Origin of the sequence: Paenibacillus sp. JGP012 (assembly GCF_014203995.1) — a bacterium.
Taxonomy (GTDB): domain Bacteria; phylum Bacillota; class Bacilli; order Paenibacillales; family Paenibacillaceae; genus Paenibacillus; species Paenibacillus silvae.
The window spans coordinates 169,796-190,437 of record NZ_JACHKG010000005.1; the positions used below are offsets into that span (position 1 = coordinate 169,796).

General features: G+C 50.0%; 15 protein-coding genes. 7 read left to right on the forward strand and 8 right to left on the reverse strand.

The window, feature by feature from the left end:
• Positions 1-116 precede the first annotated feature (116 nt).
• A complete protein-coding gene (locus tag HNR77_RS08990) occupies positions 117-5,390 on the reverse strand; it encodes a WIAG-tail domain (protein WP_184182731.1) in 5,274 nt (1,757 codons plus the stop codon).
• A gap of 354 nt (positions 5,391-5,744) precedes the next feature.
• Between HNR77_RS08990 and HNR77_RS09000 the strand changes: the two genes are divergently transcribed.
• Together HNR77_RS09000 and asd are read left to right on the forward strand one after the other, a co-directional pair.
• Positions 5,745-6,875 (forward strand): YheC/YheD family protein, encoded by a 1,131-nt coding sequence (locus tag HNR77_RS09000; protein ID WP_184182736.1) that lies wholly within the window; start codon positions 5,745-5,747, stop codon positions 6,873-6,875.
• Positions 6,876-6,959: 84 nt separating this feature from the next.
• The gene (gene asd / locus HNR77_RS09005) at positions 6,960-7,754 is read left to right on the forward strand and encodes an archaetidylserine decarboxylase (RefSeq protein WP_184182739.1); all 795 of its coding nucleotides are present in this window, start codon (positions 6,960-6,962) and stop codon (positions 7,752-7,754) included.
• Between the two features lie 353 nt (positions 7,755-8,107).
• Here the strand turns inward: asd and HNR77_RS09010 are convergent, their stop codons facing one another.
• Both HNR77_RS09010 and pdxR read right to left on the reverse strand, forming a co-directional pair.
• On the reverse strand, positions 8,108-8,893 hold the full coding sequence (locus tag HNR77_RS09010; RefSeq protein ID WP_111269460.1) for a helix-turn-helix domain-containing protein: 786 nt from the start codon (positions 8,891-8,893) through the stop codon (positions 8,108-8,110).
• A gap of 60 nt (positions 8,894-8,953) precedes the next feature.
• Positions 8,954-10,411 (reverse strand): MocR-like pyridoxine biosynthesis transcription factor PdxR, encoded by a 1,458-nt coding sequence (gene pdxR / locus HNR77_RS09015; protein ID WP_184182742.1) that lies wholly within the window; start codon positions 10,409-10,411, stop codon positions 8,954-8,956.
• Between the two features lie 179 nt (positions 10,412-10,590).
• On the opposite strand from pdxR, the gene HNR77_RS09020 reads away from it, so the two are divergent.
• The 3 genes from HNR77_RS09020 to HNR77_RS29925 all read left to right on the forward strand — a co-directional run bounded on the left by HNR77_RS09020 (position 10,591) and on the right by HNR77_RS29925 (position 13,105).
• Positions 10,591-11,205, forward strand: a complete 615-nt coding sequence (locus HNR77_RS09020) for a pyridoxamine 5'-phosphate oxidase family protein (protein ID WP_184182744.1) — start codon at positions 10,591-10,593, stop codon at positions 11,203-11,205.
• Between the two features lie 170 nt (positions 11,206-11,375).
• Positions 11,376-12,674 carry an aminotransferase class I/II-fold pyridoxal phosphate-dependent enzyme gene (locus tag HNR77_RS09025; protein ID WP_184182747.1) on the forward strand — a complete coding sequence of 433 codons (1,299 nt, stop codon included), beginning with the start codon at positions 11,376-11,378 and terminating at the stop codon, positions 12,672-12,674.
• Positions 12,675-12,976: 302 nt separating this feature from the next.
• Positions 12,977-13,105: a YjcZ family sporulation protein gene (locus HNR77_RS29925; RefSeq protein WP_221443762.1), complete on the forward strand. Its 129-nt coding sequence runs from the start codon at positions 12,977-12,979 to the stop codon at positions 13,103-13,105.
• A 167-nt stretch (positions 13,106-13,272) separates the two neighbouring features.
• Here HNR77_RS29925 and HNR77_RS09030 read toward each other — a convergent pair whose 3' ends face one another.
• The 5 genes from HNR77_RS09030 to HNR77_RS09050 form a co-directional block, all read right to left on the reverse strand.
• Positions 13,273-14,490, reverse strand: a complete 1,218-nt coding sequence (locus HNR77_RS09030; RefSeq protein WP_184182750.1) for an ABC transporter permease — start codon at positions 14,488-14,490, stop codon at positions 13,273-13,275.
• A gap of 1 nt (position 14,491) precedes the next feature.
• Complete coding sequence (locus tag HNR77_RS09035) at positions 14,492-15,244, reverse strand: ABC transporter ATP-binding protein (RefSeq protein ID WP_111269465.1); 753 nt, start codon at positions 15,242-15,244, stop codon at positions 14,492-14,494.
• Positions 15,245-15,269: 25 nt separating this feature from the next.
• Positions 15,270-16,637 (reverse strand): DEAD/DEAH box helicase, encoded by a 1,368-nt coding sequence (locus tag HNR77_RS09040; protein ID WP_184182753.1) that lies wholly within the window; start codon positions 16,635-16,637, stop codon positions 15,270-15,272.
• A gap of 186 nt (positions 16,638-16,823) precedes the next feature.
• A complete protein-coding gene (locus HNR77_RS09045) occupies positions 16,824-17,597 on the reverse strand; it encodes an SDR family NAD(P)-dependent oxidoreductase (protein ID WP_184182756.1) in 774 nt (257 codons plus the stop codon).
• Positions 17,598-17,652: 55 nt separating this feature from the next.
• Positions 17,653-18,111, reverse strand: coding sequence for a chemotaxis protein CheX (locus tag HNR77_RS09050; RefSeq protein ID WP_145405357.1), 459 nt, complete (start codon positions 18,109-18,111; stop codon positions 17,653-17,655).
• A gap of 442 nt (positions 18,112-18,553) precedes the next feature.
• On the opposite strand from HNR77_RS09050, the gene HNR77_RS09055 reads away from it, so the two are divergent.
• Entirely contained in the window at positions 18,554-19,456 is a 903-nt protein-coding gene (locus HNR77_RS09055; protein WP_110897395.1) for a LysR family transcriptional regulator, read from the forward strand.
• Between the two features lie 260 nt (positions 19,457-19,716).
• Positions 19,717-20,526: a histidinol-phosphatase gene (locus tag HNR77_RS09060; RefSeq protein ID WP_184182759.1), complete on the forward strand. Its 810-nt coding sequence runs from the start codon at positions 19,717-19,719 to the stop codon at positions 20,524-20,526.
• Positions 20,527-20,642: the final 116 nt, after the last annotated feature.

Genomic DNA, 20,642 nt, shown 5'->3' on the forward strand with positions numbered 1-20,642 from the left:
TGTCCGAACGGTCATAACGCAAACAGCAGAAGCGGTGCCCGGAACAACTGCCGGACACCGCTTCTATCTATGCATATGTCAGATTCAGACCTTATGGGCAAATGTCAAGGCAACGGTCAGGCTGATGGTCCTGCTGCAATCCAGGACAACAAACCGTACGTATGCTTGCAATCTGCTGTGCGGGTAATCTCCAGCACCGCTTCATCCTCACTCTGAGATAACAGCGACACCTGGAATCCGCGATCATTACTCATACCCACAATCACATAATGCTCCGAATTAAATGATTCTTCAAAAACAATCGTGACCTCTGTGCATACCTCATCCTCTGGCAAAATAAAGGCTTCCATACCAAACTGCTGCACAACCGGCTGTTTGCTTACACTGCGCACAGGCTGGAACGCCAGATGCTCGGCATGCACAGCACCGGCTTGCAGCTGCTCGCTGCCTACAGAAGCATCACACAGATGCTCTTGTTTCACTGATTGAGGCTCAAGTGTATACGCTACGGGAATGACCGCTTCGGGACGTTCAGAGTCGGCTTCATCTGAAGCTGCGATGTGCTCTCCTGTCTGTATCGCCTCAGGCTCAGGCCATTCCGCAGCGTGCTCACCGTCTGTCAGAACAGCTTGCTCCTCATATTCATCGGCTAACCCCAGCAGCTCCTGCAGCTTCCAGTTTCCCACCTGGAAAGCATTCTGTGTATCGTTATGCTCCGGCGAATCCTCTCCATTGTCTTCCCAGGTGAACAGGCCTTCATTTTGCATACCAACGGTTTGCATAAACTGCTGTACTTCCTGCATCGCTTCCTGCCGTTTGAGCTCGGCAAGCTGTTCCAGCGTCTCCGCACTGACCTGACGAATCGCATTCCAGATTTCTTCGCTCAAATGAGCTGTACCTACAATGCCTTCATTCAAGTGATCGGACGTAATACTTTGTTCACTCAACTTGCTGCCGTCAATGGCACGATCAGCCAGATGCACCGATGATATCGTTCCTTCTGCAAGCTTGCTGCCATCTACACTACCCTCTGCAAGCTTACTTCCGTCCACACTGTTATCCGCGAGTTTGGAGGCGGTGATTGCACCATCTTGCAGGTGAACTGTGCCTACGGCGTCTTCGCTCAGATGGTAGAAAGTGATGCTGCCTTCCGATATATGATCCCCATGGACCTCGCCTGCTGCAATATGGGCAGCCTGCACGCTCTCTTCCGTTAAATGAATGCTGCTTACTGCACCTTCTGCAAGCTTGCTGCCGTCTACACTGCCATCTGCAAGTTTGCTGCCGTCCATACTGTTATCCGCGAGTTTGGATGCGGTAATTGCACCATCTTGCAGGTGAACTGTACCTACGGCGTCTTCGCTCAGATGGTAGAAAGTGATGCTGCCTTCCGATATATGATCCCCATGGACCTCGCCTGCTGCAATATGGGCAGCCTGCACGCTCTCTTCCGTTAAATGAATGCTGCTTACTGCACCTTCTGCAAGCTTGCTGCCGTCTACACTGCCATCTGCAAGTTTGCTGCCATCTACACTGCCCTCTGTAAGTTTACTTCCGTCCACACTGTTATCCGCGAGTTTGGAGGCGGTGATTGCACCATCTTGCAGGTGAACTGTGCCTACGGCGTCTTCGCTCAGATGGTAGAAAGTGATGCTGCCTTCCGATATATGATCCCCATGGACCTCGCCTGCTGCAATATGCGCACCCTGCACACTTTCTCTCGTTAAATGAATGCTGCTTACCGCTCCTTCTGCAAGCTTGCCGCCGTCTACACTGCCCTCTGCAAGTTTACTGCCATCTACACTGCCATCTGTAAGTTTACTGCCGTCCATACTGTTATCCGCGAGTTTGGAGGCGGTGATTGCACCATCTTGTAGATGGACTGTGCCTACGGCGTCTTCGCTCAGATGGTAGAAAGTGATGCTGCCTTCCGATATATGATCCGCATGAACCTCGCCTGCTGCAATATGTGCAGCCTGCACACTCTCTGCCGTTAAATGAATGCTGCTTACCGCATCTTCTGCAAGCTTGCTGCCGTCTACACTGCCTTCTGCAAGCTTACTGTCATCTATACTGCCATCTGCAAGTTTACTTCCGTCCACACTGTTATCCGCGAGTTTGGAAGCGGTGATTGCACCATCTTGCAGGTGAACTGTACCTACGGCGTCTTCGCTCAGATGGTAGAAAGTGATGCTGCCTTCCGATATATGATCCCCATGGACCTCGCCTGCTGCAATATGGGCAGCCTGCACACTTTCTCTCGTTAAATGAATGCTGCTTACCGCTCCTTCTGCAAGCTTGCTGCCATCTACACTACCATCTGCAAGTTTACTGCCGTCCACACTGTTATCCGCGAGTTTGGATGCAGTAATTGCACCATCTTGCAGGTGAACTGTACCTACGGCGTCTTCGCTCAGATGGTAGAAAGTGATGCTGCTATCCGCAATATGATTGGCATGGACCTCTCCTGCTGCAATATGTGCAGCCTGCACACTCTCTGCCGTTAAATGATTGCTGCTTACTGCATCTTCTGCAAGTTTGCCGCCGTCTACACTGCCTTCTGCAAGCTTGCTGCCATCTACACTACCATCTGCAAGTTTACTGCCGTCCACACTGTTATCCGCGAGTTTGGAGCCGGTGATTGCACCATCTTGCAGAAGTGCAGTGCTAACCGATTCCTCCTCCAGATGTTCAGTCCCGATGCTACGCTCCAGAATATGGTGTGAAAGCACCACTCTATCCTGAAGATGACGAGAATGCACCGTGCCCTGCTGCAAATGAGCTGCACCTACAGCTTCTGATTGCAGATGCAGTCCGCTGATCAATCCCGGCTGCATATGTGCTTCCGATACAGAGAGTGGCGCAAGATGTCCGCTTTGCACAACCCCAGCCGTCAGATGGCGGGAACATATCGCCTTTTCGGCAATATGCTCACTGTCTATTACATTTGCTTTCAGATGAGTACCATTCACAGCCTGAGCAGCCAAATGCTCGGACTTGATGCTGCCGTCAGCAAGGTGCTGTGAATCGACAGCATCCTGCCGCAGGTGCTCGCTGCCTACTGCTCCATGCTGCAATGCCTCTCCGGATACCGAACCAGAGGCCAGATGTTCTGTCGATATTGCTGCTGGGCGCAGCTTGCTTCCAGGAATACTGCCATTGGCAAAGAGTTCGGGATTGCGTACCTCATCCGACAGATGCTCCAATGAAACAGCATGCTGCTTCAGATGATATCCGCGAATCGTTTCCGCAGGAATATGTTTGGCAACGATGCTTTCCGCCATAATTTTGGAGGAGGTGATGCTGCCGTCAGCCAGCTTTGCCGAGGTGACCGACAGATCTGCCAGCTTATCCGTGGATACACTTTCAGGTGAAAGTTTAGGTGATGTCACGGCATGGTCTGTCAGATGCGGCGGGAAGATCGAGCCATTCGCGAGAAGTGCGGAAGTGATGCTGCCCGGTGCTATTTTATCGGTTGTAATGGCTGCACGTGACACGGTGTCCGTCTGAACACTTCCGGGCTGAAGATGTGGTGCACCTACCGCACGTTCTGTCAGATGCTCGGATTTCACTCCATACGGACGAAGGGCCTCCGAGCCCACACTGCCTGGGGTTAGATGCGCTGCTGTAATGGCTCCGCCCGCCAGATGGGAAGAGCTCACCGCACCTGAAGCCAGAACTCTGCCATTTACCGAGCCGGGTCCAAGTTTTTCAGACGTTATACTTTCGGCAGCCAGTTTCGCAGTCGTTACCGCTTCATCCTGTAATTGAAATGATCCAACCGATGACTCTGTCAGGTGTTTCTCCAGAACCGACCCAGCTGCCAGCGCATCAGCAGATACACTTCCCTCTGATAGATGAGTTGTTTCGATGCTGCTGTTGGCCAGATGAATCGAATGAATGGCACCATTATCAATATGAACGGGTGTAATACCACGATTGGCGATATGCTCTGCACGAATCGAACCTTTGGCGAGATGTTTCCCCTGTATGGCTTCATCGGCAATTTTGGAAGCAATAATGCTCTGGTCTGCCAGCTTCGAAGAAGTCACAGCCTGCTCCAGCAATTTGGCCGTTCCCACGGACTGGTCTGCCAGCTTGCTGCTGCTAATGGCACCATTAGCCAGATGCTCAGTGCCGATTTCGGCACTGCCGATCTGCTCACTACCGATTGCACCAGCTCGAATCTGTGCCGATCCGATCGAACCATCCACCAAATGTTTTCCATTTAAAGCATGCTCTGCTACATGGCGGGTTTGAATAGCTCCGTCCTCGATCTGTTCGCTGCCGACACTGCCACTTAACAGCTGATTACGTCCTATTGCCCCCTCTGTCAGATGAGACTGTTTAATCGAGCCGGCCTGAATATGACGTGAATCGATAGATTGATCTTCAATTTTGCTGCCAGTCACCGCCCCTTCACGAATTTTGGCACTAGTGACTGCATCGTCCGCCAGCTTTGACGTATGCACTGCACCGCCGGCTAAATGGCGGGTTTCGATACCGCTGATCGCAATTTTGTCTGCGGTTACCGCCTGATTCTGAATCAAATCCTCAGTGACCAGCAGACGACTGAGATGCCTCGTTCCAATCGAGCCATCCGCAATTTTGGCTGCATCAATAACCTGATTGCTCAGCTTCTGTGAAGTGATGCTGCCGTCCCGGATTTTATCCCCGGCAATCGAGGCATTTCTGATTTTGTGACCGGATACAGAGCCATCAATCAGATGCTCCTCTGCAATGGAAGCTTCTGCAAGCTTAGCAGATACGATCGCACCGTCAGCAATATGAATGCTCGTCACTGCATAATCTTGCAAAGCTTCACTGCCTACTGCCCCTGATTTCAGCTTGGATGCATCTACTGCAAAGGGCGCCAGCTTGCTTTCGGTCACAGCAAAATCACTGATGTCATCCGTGTAGATATAATGCCCCTCATGACCAGGCATCCGGTTCTGATTCAGCTGTTCCAGGTGCTGCTTGCCCGCGAGCCACCTCGCATTCTCCTGTTTTTCCTGAGGGGGAGCAATACCGCTGATATAAATCTCTCTTTCCACAGTCGTCTGGACAGTATCCTCTTTCTGTTCCAGGCTTGGAGCTTCGGGTGATAATTCATCCGAATATGGTTTATTGAGAGCTTCCGATTCCATAACGACTTCGGGTTTAATCTGCACGGACTCGGACTCGGATGTGACAGCTTCCGGCTTTGCTGTCGTTTCAGCAGCAACCGCTTCGGCAGCAATAGTGTCCGGAACCGAATTCTCTTCCTTTTTCACTGCTCTTTCCAGCTTTGTGGATTCAATCCGCCGATCGGTCAGCTCCAGTTCCCTGAATTTTGGACTGATATGAGGCAGCTTCGGCGTTAAAATCTTTTTTTTGCCCTTTTTATTCATGAGGCCAGCTCCTTCCCCTAACGTTCGTCTCCCGCATCATATGCTTCATTCTGGGCATCTGCCACATTTCTGGGCCGACTTTTGCATATCTGCAATCTGCTATAAGCGAATTCAGACCATAGTCCATGTCTGTCCAGCTGTAAATAGGCTGAACACAAACAAGAGACAAGGCGGCTGTCCACGCCCCATTCCTGCTCCGCTCATAGGATATGATGTCTGAGCATACACGGATGCATTGGAACGCATCTGCACACCGGTCAGTGTTATCGCGATGTCAGAGCCAAGCACTAGGCAGACCGGCGTGCCGAAAGGACAACGATGGAGGGTCGCGATAACAACGAAGGAGGAACGGTCATGCCTCAAGAAACGATCGGCATCATGTTCGATTCACGCATGTACCGGGGGATACCGGCCGGAAGGACCGGTCAGGAATCACTCGCTAATTATGAGCTGGCCGCAGCCAGCTTCGGATTAACACCCTGCTTTTTACGGCTGGAAGATATTGATCTGGAACGTAAGGTGTGTAGGGCTTATGTGAAAAAAGAAGGGCGATACGTCCGTGAGCGCATAACCCTGCCCTCTGTTATTCATAACCGGGCGCTCCAGCTTCGAGGTGCGGAGCAGAGACAGATCACACGTTTACTGCTGCAAGGCATTCAGATCTACAACGTACGTAATCGCTACCACAAGCATCATGTGCATGACATGCTGCAGCAGGACCCTTTTTTGAGAGCACATCTTCCCTATGCCGTCAAAGCAACTCCCGAATCCCTTGCCCATATGATGCAGCATTACAATGATCTCGTCATTAAACCGTCTAGTGGCAGCATCGGTCATGGCATTATGCGGCTGTTTCAGCAGGAGGGGCATTGGAAGCTGACCTGTGAAACCAGAGCATCGCGAAGCGGATGGGCAACCTTTCGCTTGAATCGGGGGCAACTGCCTTCCGCTGCACTTCGGCGGATATTCCGCCACACGTACCTGATTGAAGAACGCATTCCACTCATCCGGCATGAGGGGAGGCCTGTCGATCTCAGAGTATCCGTGCAGCGTGGTGGTGACGGGTTATGGAGCGTAACAGGCATGTTTGCCAAAGCAGCACCCGCCCATACGTTTGTCACCAACATCGCCCAGGGCGGGAAAGTGATGACGATCTCTGAGGCATTAGGGCTAAACGAGCCAGGGACGGGGCTATTCCATCTTGAAGCTCGAATCGCCGCAGTAGCTGCACGAATTGCGCACACGTTGAGTTCCAGTCTGCCACATCTGGCTGATCTGGGCCTTGATCTTGGCATAACGCGAGGGGGAGACATCTTCTTCATTGAATGCAATGGACGAGACCAGCGGTATGGTTTTCGCAAAGCAGGCATGAACGAGCATTGGCAGATGACTTACAGCAAACCGATGGCATATGGACGTCTGCTGCTGGATCAGAAATTCAGCATTCCAAGACAGCCGCAAACCTATGATCGCGGATTGTATTGATTTCAATCGTGATTTGTGTCAATATTATGCAGAATGGCCGCTTTTGCGGCCTTGAAGTTTGTATTAACCCTAAGGGGGATATTCATGGCAAAAACGCTGTTGCGATTAATGACCGAGCTTTCTTCGCGCAAATGGATCTCCCGGACCGTGGGAGCCTTCTCCAAAAGCCGGGGAAGCAAGGCATTTATCCCTTATTTTGTCCGGACCTACAACATCCCTGCACAGGAAGCCGAGAAAGACTGGAAGGAATATCGTTCCCTGAATGATTTCTTTACTCGCAAATTAAAACCCGGGATGCGCCCGCTGGATTCTTCAGAACATGCTTTGATCAGCCCCGTTGATGCCAAAATTACAGCAGCCGGCCCGATCTCCGCTGGAACCATTCTGAATGTTAAGGGACAAAATTATACACTTGCTGAATTATTAAATCACTCTCCGCATCTGGAGAAGTACAAGCATGGCTACGTATTTGTACTCTATCTCAGCCCGCGTGACTATCATCGTATTCATGCACCTGTCAGCGGTCGCAAAATGGAGAGCGAGCACATTAAGGGCAAGGTTTATCCTGTCAATGATTTCGGACTCACCCATATGAAATCCGTGCTCAGCCGGAATGAACGGCTCATTACGTATATTGAACATGACTTTGGTGAAGTAGCGGTTGTCAAAGTTGGTGCGATGAACGTGAGTAGTATTCAATATGCAGATGCGGATGCCCGCGCCTGGGCTCAGGGAGACGATCTGGCTTATTTTGAGTTCGGCTCCACCGTTGTGCTGCTCATGCAGACAGACACCTTTGAACCAGCACCTGACTTGAAGCCGGGAGATTCCGTAAAAATGGGTTCTTTACTTGGCCGCCTGAAACCTAAACAGTCATAAGTGCATATGCAAATAAAGAGGATGGCACAGCACCTGCAATCAGGTGTTGCGTCATCCTCTTTATTTATGCTTTGTATACATGCATGGCGGAGCCCCGCTTCGCCTGAATCATCAGTTTAAATTAACGTTAAAACCAGATATCCTGCGGTTCCTCCACTTGCACCAGCCGGCGCATACGATTCCGGTAGATACTGTATCCCCTCATCGAATTTCTGCGGTGGCGGACCCGTCTTTTTCTTCTGATCATCACCTGTTCCTCCTTCTATGGTCATCTGGATTGCTATTTACTTACCCCTGCAATCCAGCAATGAAACGATAGGGATTCGGGTTGGAAGCGAGACCCGGATGGGTTGTTAACGAATCTCGGACGGACTTTTACCTGTATACTGCTTGAACTGACGACTGAAGAAAAAGATATCCCGATACCCCAGTGCATCCGCAACTTCGGTCACATTCATGCCGGTATGCACCAGGAGATGCTCTGCCCGTTCAATACGCATACGGATAATATAGGACTGAACCGATGAACCAACCAGTTCCTTAAACTTGATCGAAAAGTAACGAGGCGAAAGCCCGGCCCGTGCGGCCAGATCCTCTACGCGATGTGTAATCCCCGGATGCTGGCGAACATAATTGGCAACCTCCTGGATGACATCAGACAGCTGGTTGCTTACCTTTTTCTCCACTGGCTCTTCCGTATCCGCTCGCAGCAAATGAATCATAAGCTGCTTCAGAATCAGCTTGCTTTCTTCATCACGTCCATACACGTCGGATAAAAACAACCGCACATACCGTGCCAGCAGATGCTCGAATTCCACCGTCTCCTGCACTTCGCGATAAGACTGAGGCACATCAGTCACAGGCCCGTCCACATCAAAGTGAATATACGTCAGCACAAGCGGTTTCTGCCGGTTATGTGTTGCACTTGTATGATCGCCGGGACGGAACAGAAAACAGCTCCCTTTGCCAACCTCATAAGGCTGATCATTCAGAATAACCGTGCCTTCACCGCTCCACACGTAAAATAAATCATAATTTTGCATCGGTTTTTCCCGCTTCTGCCATTTCCAGCCCGGTTCACAGACAATTTTAGCGACAGCGGGCAAAATAATAAATGATGACGGCGATGCCTGCAGCATGTCGCCACTCCCCCTTGAAAGTTAATCTCTTTACACACTTATCCCATTATACAGCGGAATTCAACGAAACGAAAATGTGCACTTCTCCCACGCGGTTTGCATTCGCCGCACACCTTCACGAATCTCTGCTTTTTCCAGATGAGCAAACCCGAAACAGATCGCAGCCCGCCCCGGCATCAAGCGATATCGCTCCACATCCCGGAACAATACTCCCTGTTCATGAACCTGCTCCGTAAAACGTTCGTAACTGGCCCGATCCCCGTTCCAGACCGCATAGATCGTAAGCCCGGCATCCCCGGGCAGCAGCGTGAACGCCTTGGGCATACACCGCTCCATCTCTTGCACCATAAAATCATGCCGCTCCCCATACAGCCTGGTTAGCCTGCGAAGATGGCGCATATAGCCTCCTCTTGTCATAAACCTGGCCAGTGCACGCTGCTCCAGCAGTGCCGGTGACACCGGCTCATACAACGCTTTGGCAGCCAGCAGCGGCTCCACAAGACTGGGCGGAAGTACCGCATAACCTAATCGGAACGATGCTGGCATCGTCTGCGAGAAGGAGCCAATGTAAATAACACGTTGCTCGTGGTCAAGCACCTTGAGCGGTTCGATCGGCCGCCCGCCCCAACGAAACTCACTGTCATAATCATCCTCAATAATCACGGCATTTTGCCTCGATGCCCAAGCCAGCAACGCTCGTCTTCGTTCCAGACCCAGCACCGCTCCCGTCGGAAATTGTCTTGTCGGCGTAACAAACAGCGTTTGTGCCTGCCACGGCTGAGGGATAATGCCACCCTCATCTACTTCCGCTGGAATGACCTGACCACCACAGGATCTGACCGCATGAACGATGCCCGGATAACTCGGATTTTCCAGCACGACCGGGCTTCCCTCGGCAATGAACAGCTGGGAGATCAACGTAATGCCCTGTATCGATCCGCTGAAAAGCACGATCCGGGATGCCTCTGTCTGAATACCGCGTGTCCAGCGGAGATGTGAGGCAATGGCTTCCCGCAGCTCCGGATCCCCCGCTGCACCTGCCGGCTCTCTCCAGCCGCTGCGATGAACAGCGGCAAGCGCACTTTTCCACTCCGCCGCAGGAAAATGATCGTGCTGCAGACGCTGCATCCGAAAGTTAATGACGGACTCATGTCCCGACTGTGTCTCTTCACGGGATCGTTTATCAACTGCCGCCGATGCAAGCAATCGTTCACCCCATGGGGAGAGAGGCAGCACCGCGTCGGTTTGCTGGTCAGAGTGTGTGGATATTGATTCTGTTACATAAGTGCCTTTTCCCCGGTAGGCCTGGACATACCCGTCCGCAAGCAGCATATCGTACACCTGGGCTACCGAGCCGCGTGACAGTGCGTACTGCTTCGCCAGCACACGTGTAGAAGGCAGCCGTGCTCCTGCCTCCAGTGTACCCGAATGAATGGCGTCCCGCAGTGCGTAATATAACGCCTGATATTTGTAACGATGCTGGAGCTCGTATGAGTCAAGCGGCAGCCATAATTCCATGTAAGCATCCCCTTTTGTTCACTTGTAAGTTGTGCTTGCACTGATCCTTCTTCCCGATTGGACTATAAAAATGAATGTAAATTGGATCTATTTAGCTGTCAATATTCGTTTTATCGTTATTCCAAGGAACATTGCGCTAAATCCTTTTTTGTAAACGATCTAATAATGGGGGAAATGATATGAGACGCAAAGAGTTCGCTGTAGAAGAAGAACAGGAAATGATCACCTTTCTGGACCAATGCTCCTTCGGATTTCTGGGCACTGTCAGCCCGGAGGGAGAACCGAGAGTGACACCGCTGAATTTTGTATATATGGATGGGTGCTTTTATTTTCATGGCAGTCTGGCCGGGGAAAAAATGAAGCAGATCAAACAGCATTCCTCGGTCAGCTTTACCGTTGCAGAGGAATTCTCGCTGATTCCTTCCTTTTTCAGTGATCCTGAGCTGGCTTGTCCCGCAACCTCCTTTTTCAAAAGTGTCATGGCTACAGGTTATGCAGAACCCGTGAAAGAGCTTGAAATAAAAGGAAAAGTGCTGCAGCGTTTTATGGAAAAGCTTCAGCCGCAAGGCGGTTATGCACCGATTGATGCTGAGGACCCTCGTTATACAGGACAGCTGAAAGCCGTTGCTGTCGTTCGGATTGTGCCGGATCGAATCAGTGCCAAGTTCAAATTCGGACAAAATCTGACTCCCGAACGATTCGAGCACATCAGCGGTGAGCTGCACAAACGGAATGAAGGCCGAGATCAGGAAACAGCCGAAATGATGCGGAAATATTGCCCTTTTCACCAGTAGTAAACTCGGCTAAGTCTTGCTTGTAAGGGCCAAAAGGATATGTTTTCTCCATCCACAACAACGCGGTGAAGTGATATAACTGTCATATTGCGTAATTTCCGTGACGGGGGAATGTCAAGGTGATATAATGTTAGGCAGTTGAATCACAAAGACTTGGAAGGATGAAAAGAATGAATCCACTGGCTGAACAGTTGAACGAAAGTATTCAGGCCGGCAGCAGTTACGTCTACTCCATGCTGTCACAACTCGGCAAAGAAATTTATTTTCCGAAAGAAGGTATCTTGAGTCAATCTGCGGAAGCAGCAAGCCTGGCCAAGACCTACAATGCAACGATTGGTATCGCCCTGGAGGGTGGTGTGCCGATGCATCTCCAGGTGATTCAGGAGAAGCTGTCTGCATTCCAGCCAAAGGATCTGTACCCTTACGCGCCGCCGGCAGGTAAACCTGAGCTGCGGACCGTCTGGAGAGACAAGATGCTGAAGGAAACACCTTCTCTGGAAGGCAAATCGTTCGGTAATCCGATTGTAACCAATGCACTGACCCATGGACTCAGTATTGTAGCCGACCTGTTCACAGAAGAAGGGGACGCTGTTATATATCCGGATAAAAACTGGGAGAACTACGAGCTGACTTTCGGAATTCGTCGTCACGGCCAGTTGGTTCATTATCCATTGTTTGATGATCAGATGAACTTTAACAGCAACGGATTGCTCCAGGCACTGCTTGCGCAGAAGGATAAAGGCAAAGCCATCGTGCTGCTCAACTTTCCGAACAACCCGACTGGTTACACACCGGGTGCCGCTGAAGCAGATGCCATCGTAGATGCCATTCGCCAAGCTGCAGAGGCTGGAGTAAATGTAGTCGCTGTGACTGACGATGCTTATTTCGGTTTGTTCTTCGAGGATTCCATTCATGAGTCCCTGTTTGGCAAGCTGTCCAATATTCATCCGCGTGTATTAACCGTGAAAATTGACGGCGCAACCAAAGAAGAATTCGTCTGGGGCTTCCGTGTCGGTTTTATTACGTTTGCTCATGAGGATGCTGCCGTGCTGCATGCCCTGGAGCAAAAAACACTCGGCATCATCCGTGCAACCATCTCCAGCGGACCGCATCCTTCACAGACATTTGTGCTGGATGCGCTGAAAGCACCGGAGTTTGAAGCGCAGAAGCTGGAGAAATTCGAGATTATGAAAGGCCGCGCCAACAAAGTCAAAGAACTTCTCGACAGCGGCAAGTATGGAGATGTATGGGAGTATTATCCGTTCAACTCCGGTTACTTCATGTGCCTGAAGCTGAAGCATGTTGGTGCTGAGGAGCTGCGCAGTCACCTGCTGCATCAATATGGCGTTGGTACGATTGCACTGGGTGAAACCGATCTGCGAATTGCCTTCTCCTGTATTGAAGAGAATGGTCTGGAAGAACTGTTCGATACAGTCTATCGCGGCGTTCAGGATCTGCAAAAGCGCTAAACCAAACGACATAGAATATAACCATTCAAAAATATAATATGCTTTAACAACAGAACCCTTTGCATCACTAGGCGCAAGCTTATGATGCCAAAGGGTTCTTTCTATATTACAAACATCAGAAACAACATATCGTCTCGTCCTTGATCTCACCTTCTGTGCAATAGGGCATCTGTCTCTGCCTGCGGGACAGATGCCCAAAACGGTGACGAAAGGGCACGGGCCCAATCAGCCTACCCCCATGGCACATAATATACGATGTACGCAAGGGCGTGCCAAACCATCACTCGAAAGGGGTATGACCCATGTCCCAAGTTGAAGATACAAGAGGCGGATACGGATACTGCGGCGGATACGGAGGATTTACCAACACAGGTGCCATTCTTGTACTGTTCATCCTGCTCGTTATCATCACAAAATCCTTCCTTTGTTAGTTAAACCTCTCTTCCCGCACACATGACATCTTGATACTGCAGCACGCACAAAAAAAGGTATTCCAGGATACAGCCTGAAATACCTTTTTTTCGGGATACATGCAGCGTGTATGAATTACACAGAGCTGCAGTACATTCGAGCAGGTGGCACAGGATCGAAAGAACCCCTATTCGTCCTCTTCCTCCTTGAGCCATTTACTGCCCTGAGAACGGCGCATGAGCACGATGACAAGTATGCCTAGCACCAGTGCAGAGCCTGTTACGGTAAGACCTCCAAATCCGGCTGCAAGCATCGGCAGCCACATCAGCACTGCGGCGAACGCATGGAGTTGAAAAATAAAACCGAGCACCTGCGAGCGGCGACTCTCCCCTGAGATCGGGTAGATCATGATCCAGAAGGATTCACTGTGACTGCGGCGCAGCACCCCGAGCTGAATACCTGCAAGCAGCAGGAAGAACAGATACACACAGGCTCCAAAGTAACTGCCCGCTGTCCACCAGGACAACAGCATGCCAAGCAGGATCAGACGAAGCACAATCGTAAATACTTCTGTTCGAATGAATGTTTTGGTCATGAGGTACCGATAAGCCTGCCCTGCATTCCATGGAAGGCCGTTTCCCCATTTACTGAGCCAGCGGCGAGAGCTTACCTTCTGTCCAGACGACGGCACATCCACAAACCAGCCTAATGTCCGCATCACTCTGCCCGCCTGCGTCTGCTCCACCTGAATCAGACGCTCCCATGCGACACGATGTTTCACAGGCACGCGCAGCGCAACGATATATACTGCCGCAAGCAGCAGCAAGAACCAGAGACTGCGGAACGGCGGCTGCCACAGCCAGGCCGCCACAGCCAGGATGGCCAGTGCCCAGCGAAGCAGACGATATGCTCTGGATGCTCCGGCCTGTACCATCCTCAGCTCTTGCCATGCCCCATAACTGGACAGCACTTTCCATATTACGAGGAACAGCATCGACCAGCCCAGCGGCTTGGCATCTGCATCTGCCCTTACATATAGCGGCCATAACGTCAGAAATACGAGCAGCAGCCCCAGCATTTTATAAATAACGCCCCGAACAAAGCTGTTCTTCAAATACTCCTGCATCCGGTACTCCTGCGGCCGCAGGAAAACAATATCCGCCGGAAGCAGATATGTACGGTAACTGCTGAGCAGCACAAGCGGGGCCAGCAGCAATAAAGCGATCCAGCGAATTGGAAATCCCGCAGGAATGTTCTGTACAAACGAGGTGTACCAGGCAGAGAACGCAATGACCAGAAATAAAAAGACCATCGCAACCCCGCTCTGGATCACATAACCCAGATAAGGAAGAATCCCATTCCAGAAACCTGTCCGACGTTGCTTCCATAACAGCTTGAGATCCATGTCAGTCCCTGCCTTGCACAAGGGAGTAGAACATGTGCTCCAGCGGTGTATCAGACTCCCCGAACTGGGCACGCAGCTCGCTCAGTGTGCCTTGAGCAATAACCTGTCCACGATGCAGTACAACAAAGCGGTCACAATAATTTTCGATGGTGGACAAAATGTGAGAACTCAGCAGAATGGAAGATCCCGCTGCTTTCATCTCCAGCATGAAATCCAGCAAGGAACGGATGCCCAGCGGATCAAGTCCCAGAAAAGGTTCGTCAATGATGTAGAGCGGTGGCCCGGCAACAAACGCACACATAATCATCACCTTCTGCCTCATGCCTTTGGACAGATGTGTAGACAGACTTGTACTCTTTTCATTCATGCGAAACAGATTCAGCAGCTTCTCTGTCCGCTGTTTGAAATCTGCCTCCGACACGTTGTAAGCTCGCGCTGTAAACTCCAGGTGCTCCATTACGGTCATCTCATCATATAATTCAGGAGATTCCGGGACAAAGGCCATCGCGGACTGATAGATCTGTGCATCCTCTTCCCGCTTCTTGCCCATCACTCGAACCTCTCCCTGCTGCGGAGTCATGAGGCCTAGAATATGTTTCATCGTTGTACTTTTGCCAGCACCGTTTAATCCGATCAGCCCGACCATTTCTCCGCGTCCCACTTCCAGGTTAATGCCGTGCAGCACTGGCCTTTTGGCACTGTACCCACCACTTAGCCCACTGATCTGCAGCACAGGCGATTGAACGTTCTCCATCTATCCCTGCACCCCTTTCATCCGATTATTCCTCAGAGCGCGGTGCTCTGTCTTTACTCCACTTGGGTGCACCCTTGTTTTTGCGATCCTGGTCGCGCCCCGTACGAGCTCCAGTCGGCTTGCTGCCTGTTGAACTTTGATAGGAGATCGTCGCTTTTGGGCCCGGCTTCCGGCTGCCCTGACCTGGCTTGCGGTCGCGGGACTGTCCAGGTTTGCGCGAGAAGGAATGCCCCTCCGGGCGAGTATCCGGCCTTGGATCAGCCTCCAATACTTTGCCGCCAAACAGAACACGCTCCTGCAGCTCAATGCCAAGTTCCCGAGCGAATTTGCGCATAATGAAAATTTGTGTCTCATCTACAATAGACAGCACGATGCCTGAACGCCCCATTCGGCCTGTCCGGCCTGCACGGTGAACGTAGTGCTCGGAGTCGAAAGCCGGATCAAAGTTAATGACCATCGGCAAGCCTTCAATGTCCAGTCCTCTTGCTGCTACCTCGGACGCGATCAGCAACTGGATTTTACCGTTGCGAAATGCTGACAGTACGTTGCTGCGAGTCACCTTGTCGGCATCCCCGTACAACGCGGCCGCAGACAGTCCCAGGTGATTCATTTTCGCTTCAACTTCACCGATGTCCTCGGTTGCATTGACAAATACAATGGCCCGATCCGGGTTATATTGTCTGACCAGACGGCGCAGCAGATCAATCTTGTTGCGGCCCTCTTCTACGAAGTAATAATGCTCAAGTCCTGCCGCTGTTGCACGATCCGGTTCAATACCGATATGCACGGGCTCTTTCATCTCGCGCTTCGCCAGCGCAGCTGTATGCTCGTCAATCGTTGCGGACAGGAAAATTAACTGACGGTCACGCAAGGCGCTTTTCAGCACAAATTCCACATCACTTACGCCGCCAAGCTGGAACACCTGATCCGCTTCGTCGATCACAATGGTGGATACGTTGTGCATTTTCAGCTTTTTGAGTGTAATCAGTTCCTTCAACCGTCCAGGCGTGCCGACAACAAGCTCTGGATGCTCACGCAGCTTCTCGATCTGACGTTTCACAGCCGCACCGCCAATCAGACCTTGAACACCAATGCCGCGCTCTGCTCCATAACGCTGTGCCTCACGCACAATTTGCATGGCAAGCTCTTGCGTCGGCGCGATGATCAGCTTCTGTGTGCCTTTAATGTCATTCTTGATAGATTGCAGCAGCGGCAGCAAATAGGCCAGCGTTTTGCCTGTTCCCGTCTGCGATTTGGATACGACATCGCGGCCTTCCAGAACAACCGGAATCGTCTGTGCCTGTACCGGAGATGGCTCGTTAATGCCATGCTGGGCCAGCAGCGCCTCCAAATCCTGTGCCACGCCTATTGATGCAAAAGTTTGATTCGTCATGTATTCCATCCTTTAAATTTATTCGTCTACTAAAACAAAAACCTGTCATCACATTACCTTTCATTATATGCGAAAAAAGCCTGTGTACCAAATCTTATTCTGAAAACGTACAAGTCCGCACAAAAAAAAGAAAAGCCCCTCGGCGGAGCCCTTCATCATCCGATATATGGTGCTGCTTGTTACATTCTACTTCTGATTCATTACACCGTGTGACAGTCGATCGGCAAGCCGCGGGAATAACTGATACAGCCAGATACCAGCGGACGCCAGCCTTGGCAAATTCACTTCTTCCTTGCGTTTCTTCATCGCCCGAATCATGTGGCCTGCTACGTTCTGTGGTGTCAGCATAAGCCAGCGTACATTGTTCACATAATGTCCTGAAGGGTCTGCGCGATCAAAAAATGGTGTATCAATAGGGCCAGGATTAATCGTCGTGACCGTAATGCCCGTCTTGCGCAGCTCCTGACGCAGCGCGTTGCTAAATCCAAGCACCGCATGCTTTGTAGCTGTATAAGAAGCCGATTTGGCCGTTCCAATCTTGCCAGCCATCGAAGCAACATTCACAATCTGGCCTGTGCCCCGTTCCAGCATATGTGGAAGCACCGCTTTGGTACAGCGCACAATGCCCATATAATTCACGTCCATCATCTCGTCAAATTCCTGTACAGACATGTCCGTCATGGCAGCAAATTTTCCGTAACCGGCGTTATTCAGCAGAATATCAATTTTTCCGTATTTATGTAACATCGCGTCTACAGCCGTCTGAACCTGCTCACTGTCGGTAACGTCCAGTGTGAGCAATTCATGCCGTCCTTGTAGTGAAGCACCAATCTGTTCCAGCTTGTCCCGTGAACGGGCAGCCAGAATCGGGATGGCTCCTTCCTCGATCAGCATTTGTGCGCAAAGTGCACCGATTCCGCTCGATGCGCCTGTAATAAAAACAACCTGATCTTTCAGCATGGTTGATGTCCTCCCGTAATGAACACATTTGCCTCATAAAGGCCATGCTTCTATTTTACGAGATCATCACCTGAATATCCATCTCGCCAATGCCATCCATCAGAAGAGGAATACTTAACGCTTTCGTTGCACTGAATGACGTTAAATGCTCCGATTGCATCACTTGAGGTGGTGTAATATCCACAACGACGCCCTGATTGGACAGAATTGTACTGGCATTCCCACTGATCATGTTGCCCAGCTCGGAGATCGCACTTTTACTCATATCATCCATTTCAGTGATCACAAAACCACCCATCATGGCTGAAACAATTTTCAAAGCAACCGTTTCTTGTATACCAAAAACAATATTTCCGCTCAGCTGTCCCGTCATTCCAATTACAATCCAGACATGGTCAGCAATGTATTCTACATTCTTCACGCCAAGATTCCCGGTGGAAGGCGAAACCTGGATGAGCTGTTCAAATACGTTACGTGCCGATTCCAGGAATGGATTTATCACTTCCGCTTTCACTTTTTATGTCCTCCTCACACTGGGTTATTGGTCACACCACCAAAAGTCCCATATTTATTAAATTTATTATACTTTATCACGTACGAGAATTCATTAAGAATTCAGCAAAGCATGTGCACTATAATTTATCGTCATTCGAATAGCAAATGTTTATAGCTGTTTTTGTCCGTATTTCACTTCTTTGGAAAAATTATTTGACTATCTTGAAACTGCTAAAGACTTGTAGGACTTTTATACTGATTTTTAATTTGATTAAAATTTTAAATAATAACTGATCTTATATTTGTTAGTCTGTTGAACTACTTTTCATATGCCCATTCCCCTTCATTGCTCTGATGACCGTAATCCCCTATAATTTAATATAAAAGAAACTGTACCCGTCACGGACTTTTACAGCACGACAAATGACATACAGAGATATTTAGCTGCAAGGAGGCCGTATATGAACATTAGCCAACTGGAAACGCTGATCACCATTTCCAAAACGATGAGTTTCCGCAAAGCGGGCGAACTCCTTAACCTGACCCAGCCGGCTGTATCGGCCCAGATCAAAAGCCTGGAGGACGAATTCAACACTGTGCTTGTTGATCGGAACCAGCCGGTAACGCTGACGGATCGCGGACAGGTTTTTCTGGAGCACGCTGAACGCATGCTCGATATTGTAGACGAGTTAAAACAGAAGCTGTCCGATCTTGATGAAACCCCACAAGGACGCATTGTGCTCGGAACGACAACGTCCATTGCCATTCAGATTTTGCCAAGGGTGTTATCCTACTTTCAGGATCAATTCCCGCTCATCAAAACCAGCATTCAATCGCTTCCTTCTTCACAAATCTATACACAGGTCGAAAATGGTTTGGTGGACATCGGTATTGGATACCTTACTGAACGTAATCCTAACCTTAGTACCTCTGTGCTGTACTATGATACGTTTGAACTGGTCGTATCTCCTGCGCATCCACTCGCGAAGAAAAAACATGCGGCCGTGGACGTGCTGCGAAGCACGCCTCTGATTCTTCTGTCGCCCGATACGGTAGGTCGCCGGTTTACAGAAGCTGTTTTCAAAAAATACAATATTGAGCCCAATGTTGTGATGGAATTGTCCAGCAGTGAGGAAGTGAAACGTATGGTTGAGATTGATCTCGGGGCTGCCATTATCTCCAAACAATCGGTAGCACATGAGCTGCGGCAAGGTACACTGCGTATGATCCCTTTAAGTGAACTGGAGGTCAGCCATCCTGTAGGTGTCATCTACAAATCCAGTCGTTATCTCAACTCGGCGATGCATCAATTTCTGAGTGACCTCAAGGGCATGCCGGAAACTCAATTCATCAGCTCGGAATAAACCTAGATAAGTTGAACTATTCATTTACACGTGAACGGAGAGGACAGAAAAAACCTGAAAAAGCGGAGCTAAAAGCTTTCTGCAAGAAAGCTGCATCGTAAGCATAAGCTTCGCCTTTATCACCGGATTTTCCCCTTCGGAAAGGGAATCGAAAAAATCTGGGGATAACAGCGATTGGAAGGTTGTTCTGTCATCGGAGTGGATTGTGTAAGATCCTTAGTTCAACTTAAATAGATGAAAAGAAAGGGCAGGGATTCCATATGAAATTTGATCTTCATACGCACCATTTCCGCTGCGGTCATGCGGATGGCAACATCAGAGATTACGTTGAAGCAGGTATTGAAGCGGGACTTCAGGCCATCGGAATTTCTGATCATACCCCTTACTTTGGCAGTGAGCTGGAACAGGCGCATCCACGAATTGCGATGGGTAAATCTGAGTTACAGCATTATGTAGCCGAAGTGCTCTCGCTTAAAGAAGAATACGCTGGGAAAATCGATGTCCTGCTCGGGATTGAATCCGATTATTTTCCAGTCCATGCCGAACTGTATCGTTCAACGCTGGGACAGTATCCATTTGACTATATTATCGGCTCCGTTCATCACACAGAGGAGATCAGTATTTTCAATAAAACCCGCTGGAAGGGATTATCGGATGCTCGCAAAATCGAAGTTAAGGAAGCGTATTACAAGTTAATTGCACAATCGGCCCGGAGCGGCATCTTCCAGATTCTTGGACATATTGATGCAATGAAAGGTAACTATCCCCCATTCTCTGAAATTATGGCAGACCATGCTATTGATGAGACACTTCAGATTATTGCCGAAGCCAATGTTGCGATCGAAATCAACACTTCGGGCAAAACGAAGCTTAGCGGTGGCTGGTACCCATCTGATGCCATTCTGGAACGTGCCCGGCATTACGGGGTAAAAGTCACCTTCGGTTCGGATGCACATATCCCTGGAAGGGTTGCGGATGAGCTTGAGCAGGTGCGGACACGTTTGAAGGAAATTGGTTTCACCGAATGGGTTTATTTCAAACAGAAGCAAATGCAGATTGTTCCCCTGTAAAAACAAAAGCTGTCTAGATACAAAGATCCCCGCGTAAGTAACGTGGGGATCTTTTTTTATTTTATTAGCACGCCTCGCTGGACTCGTGAAACTTTAATGGACAAAAAATGAACCCG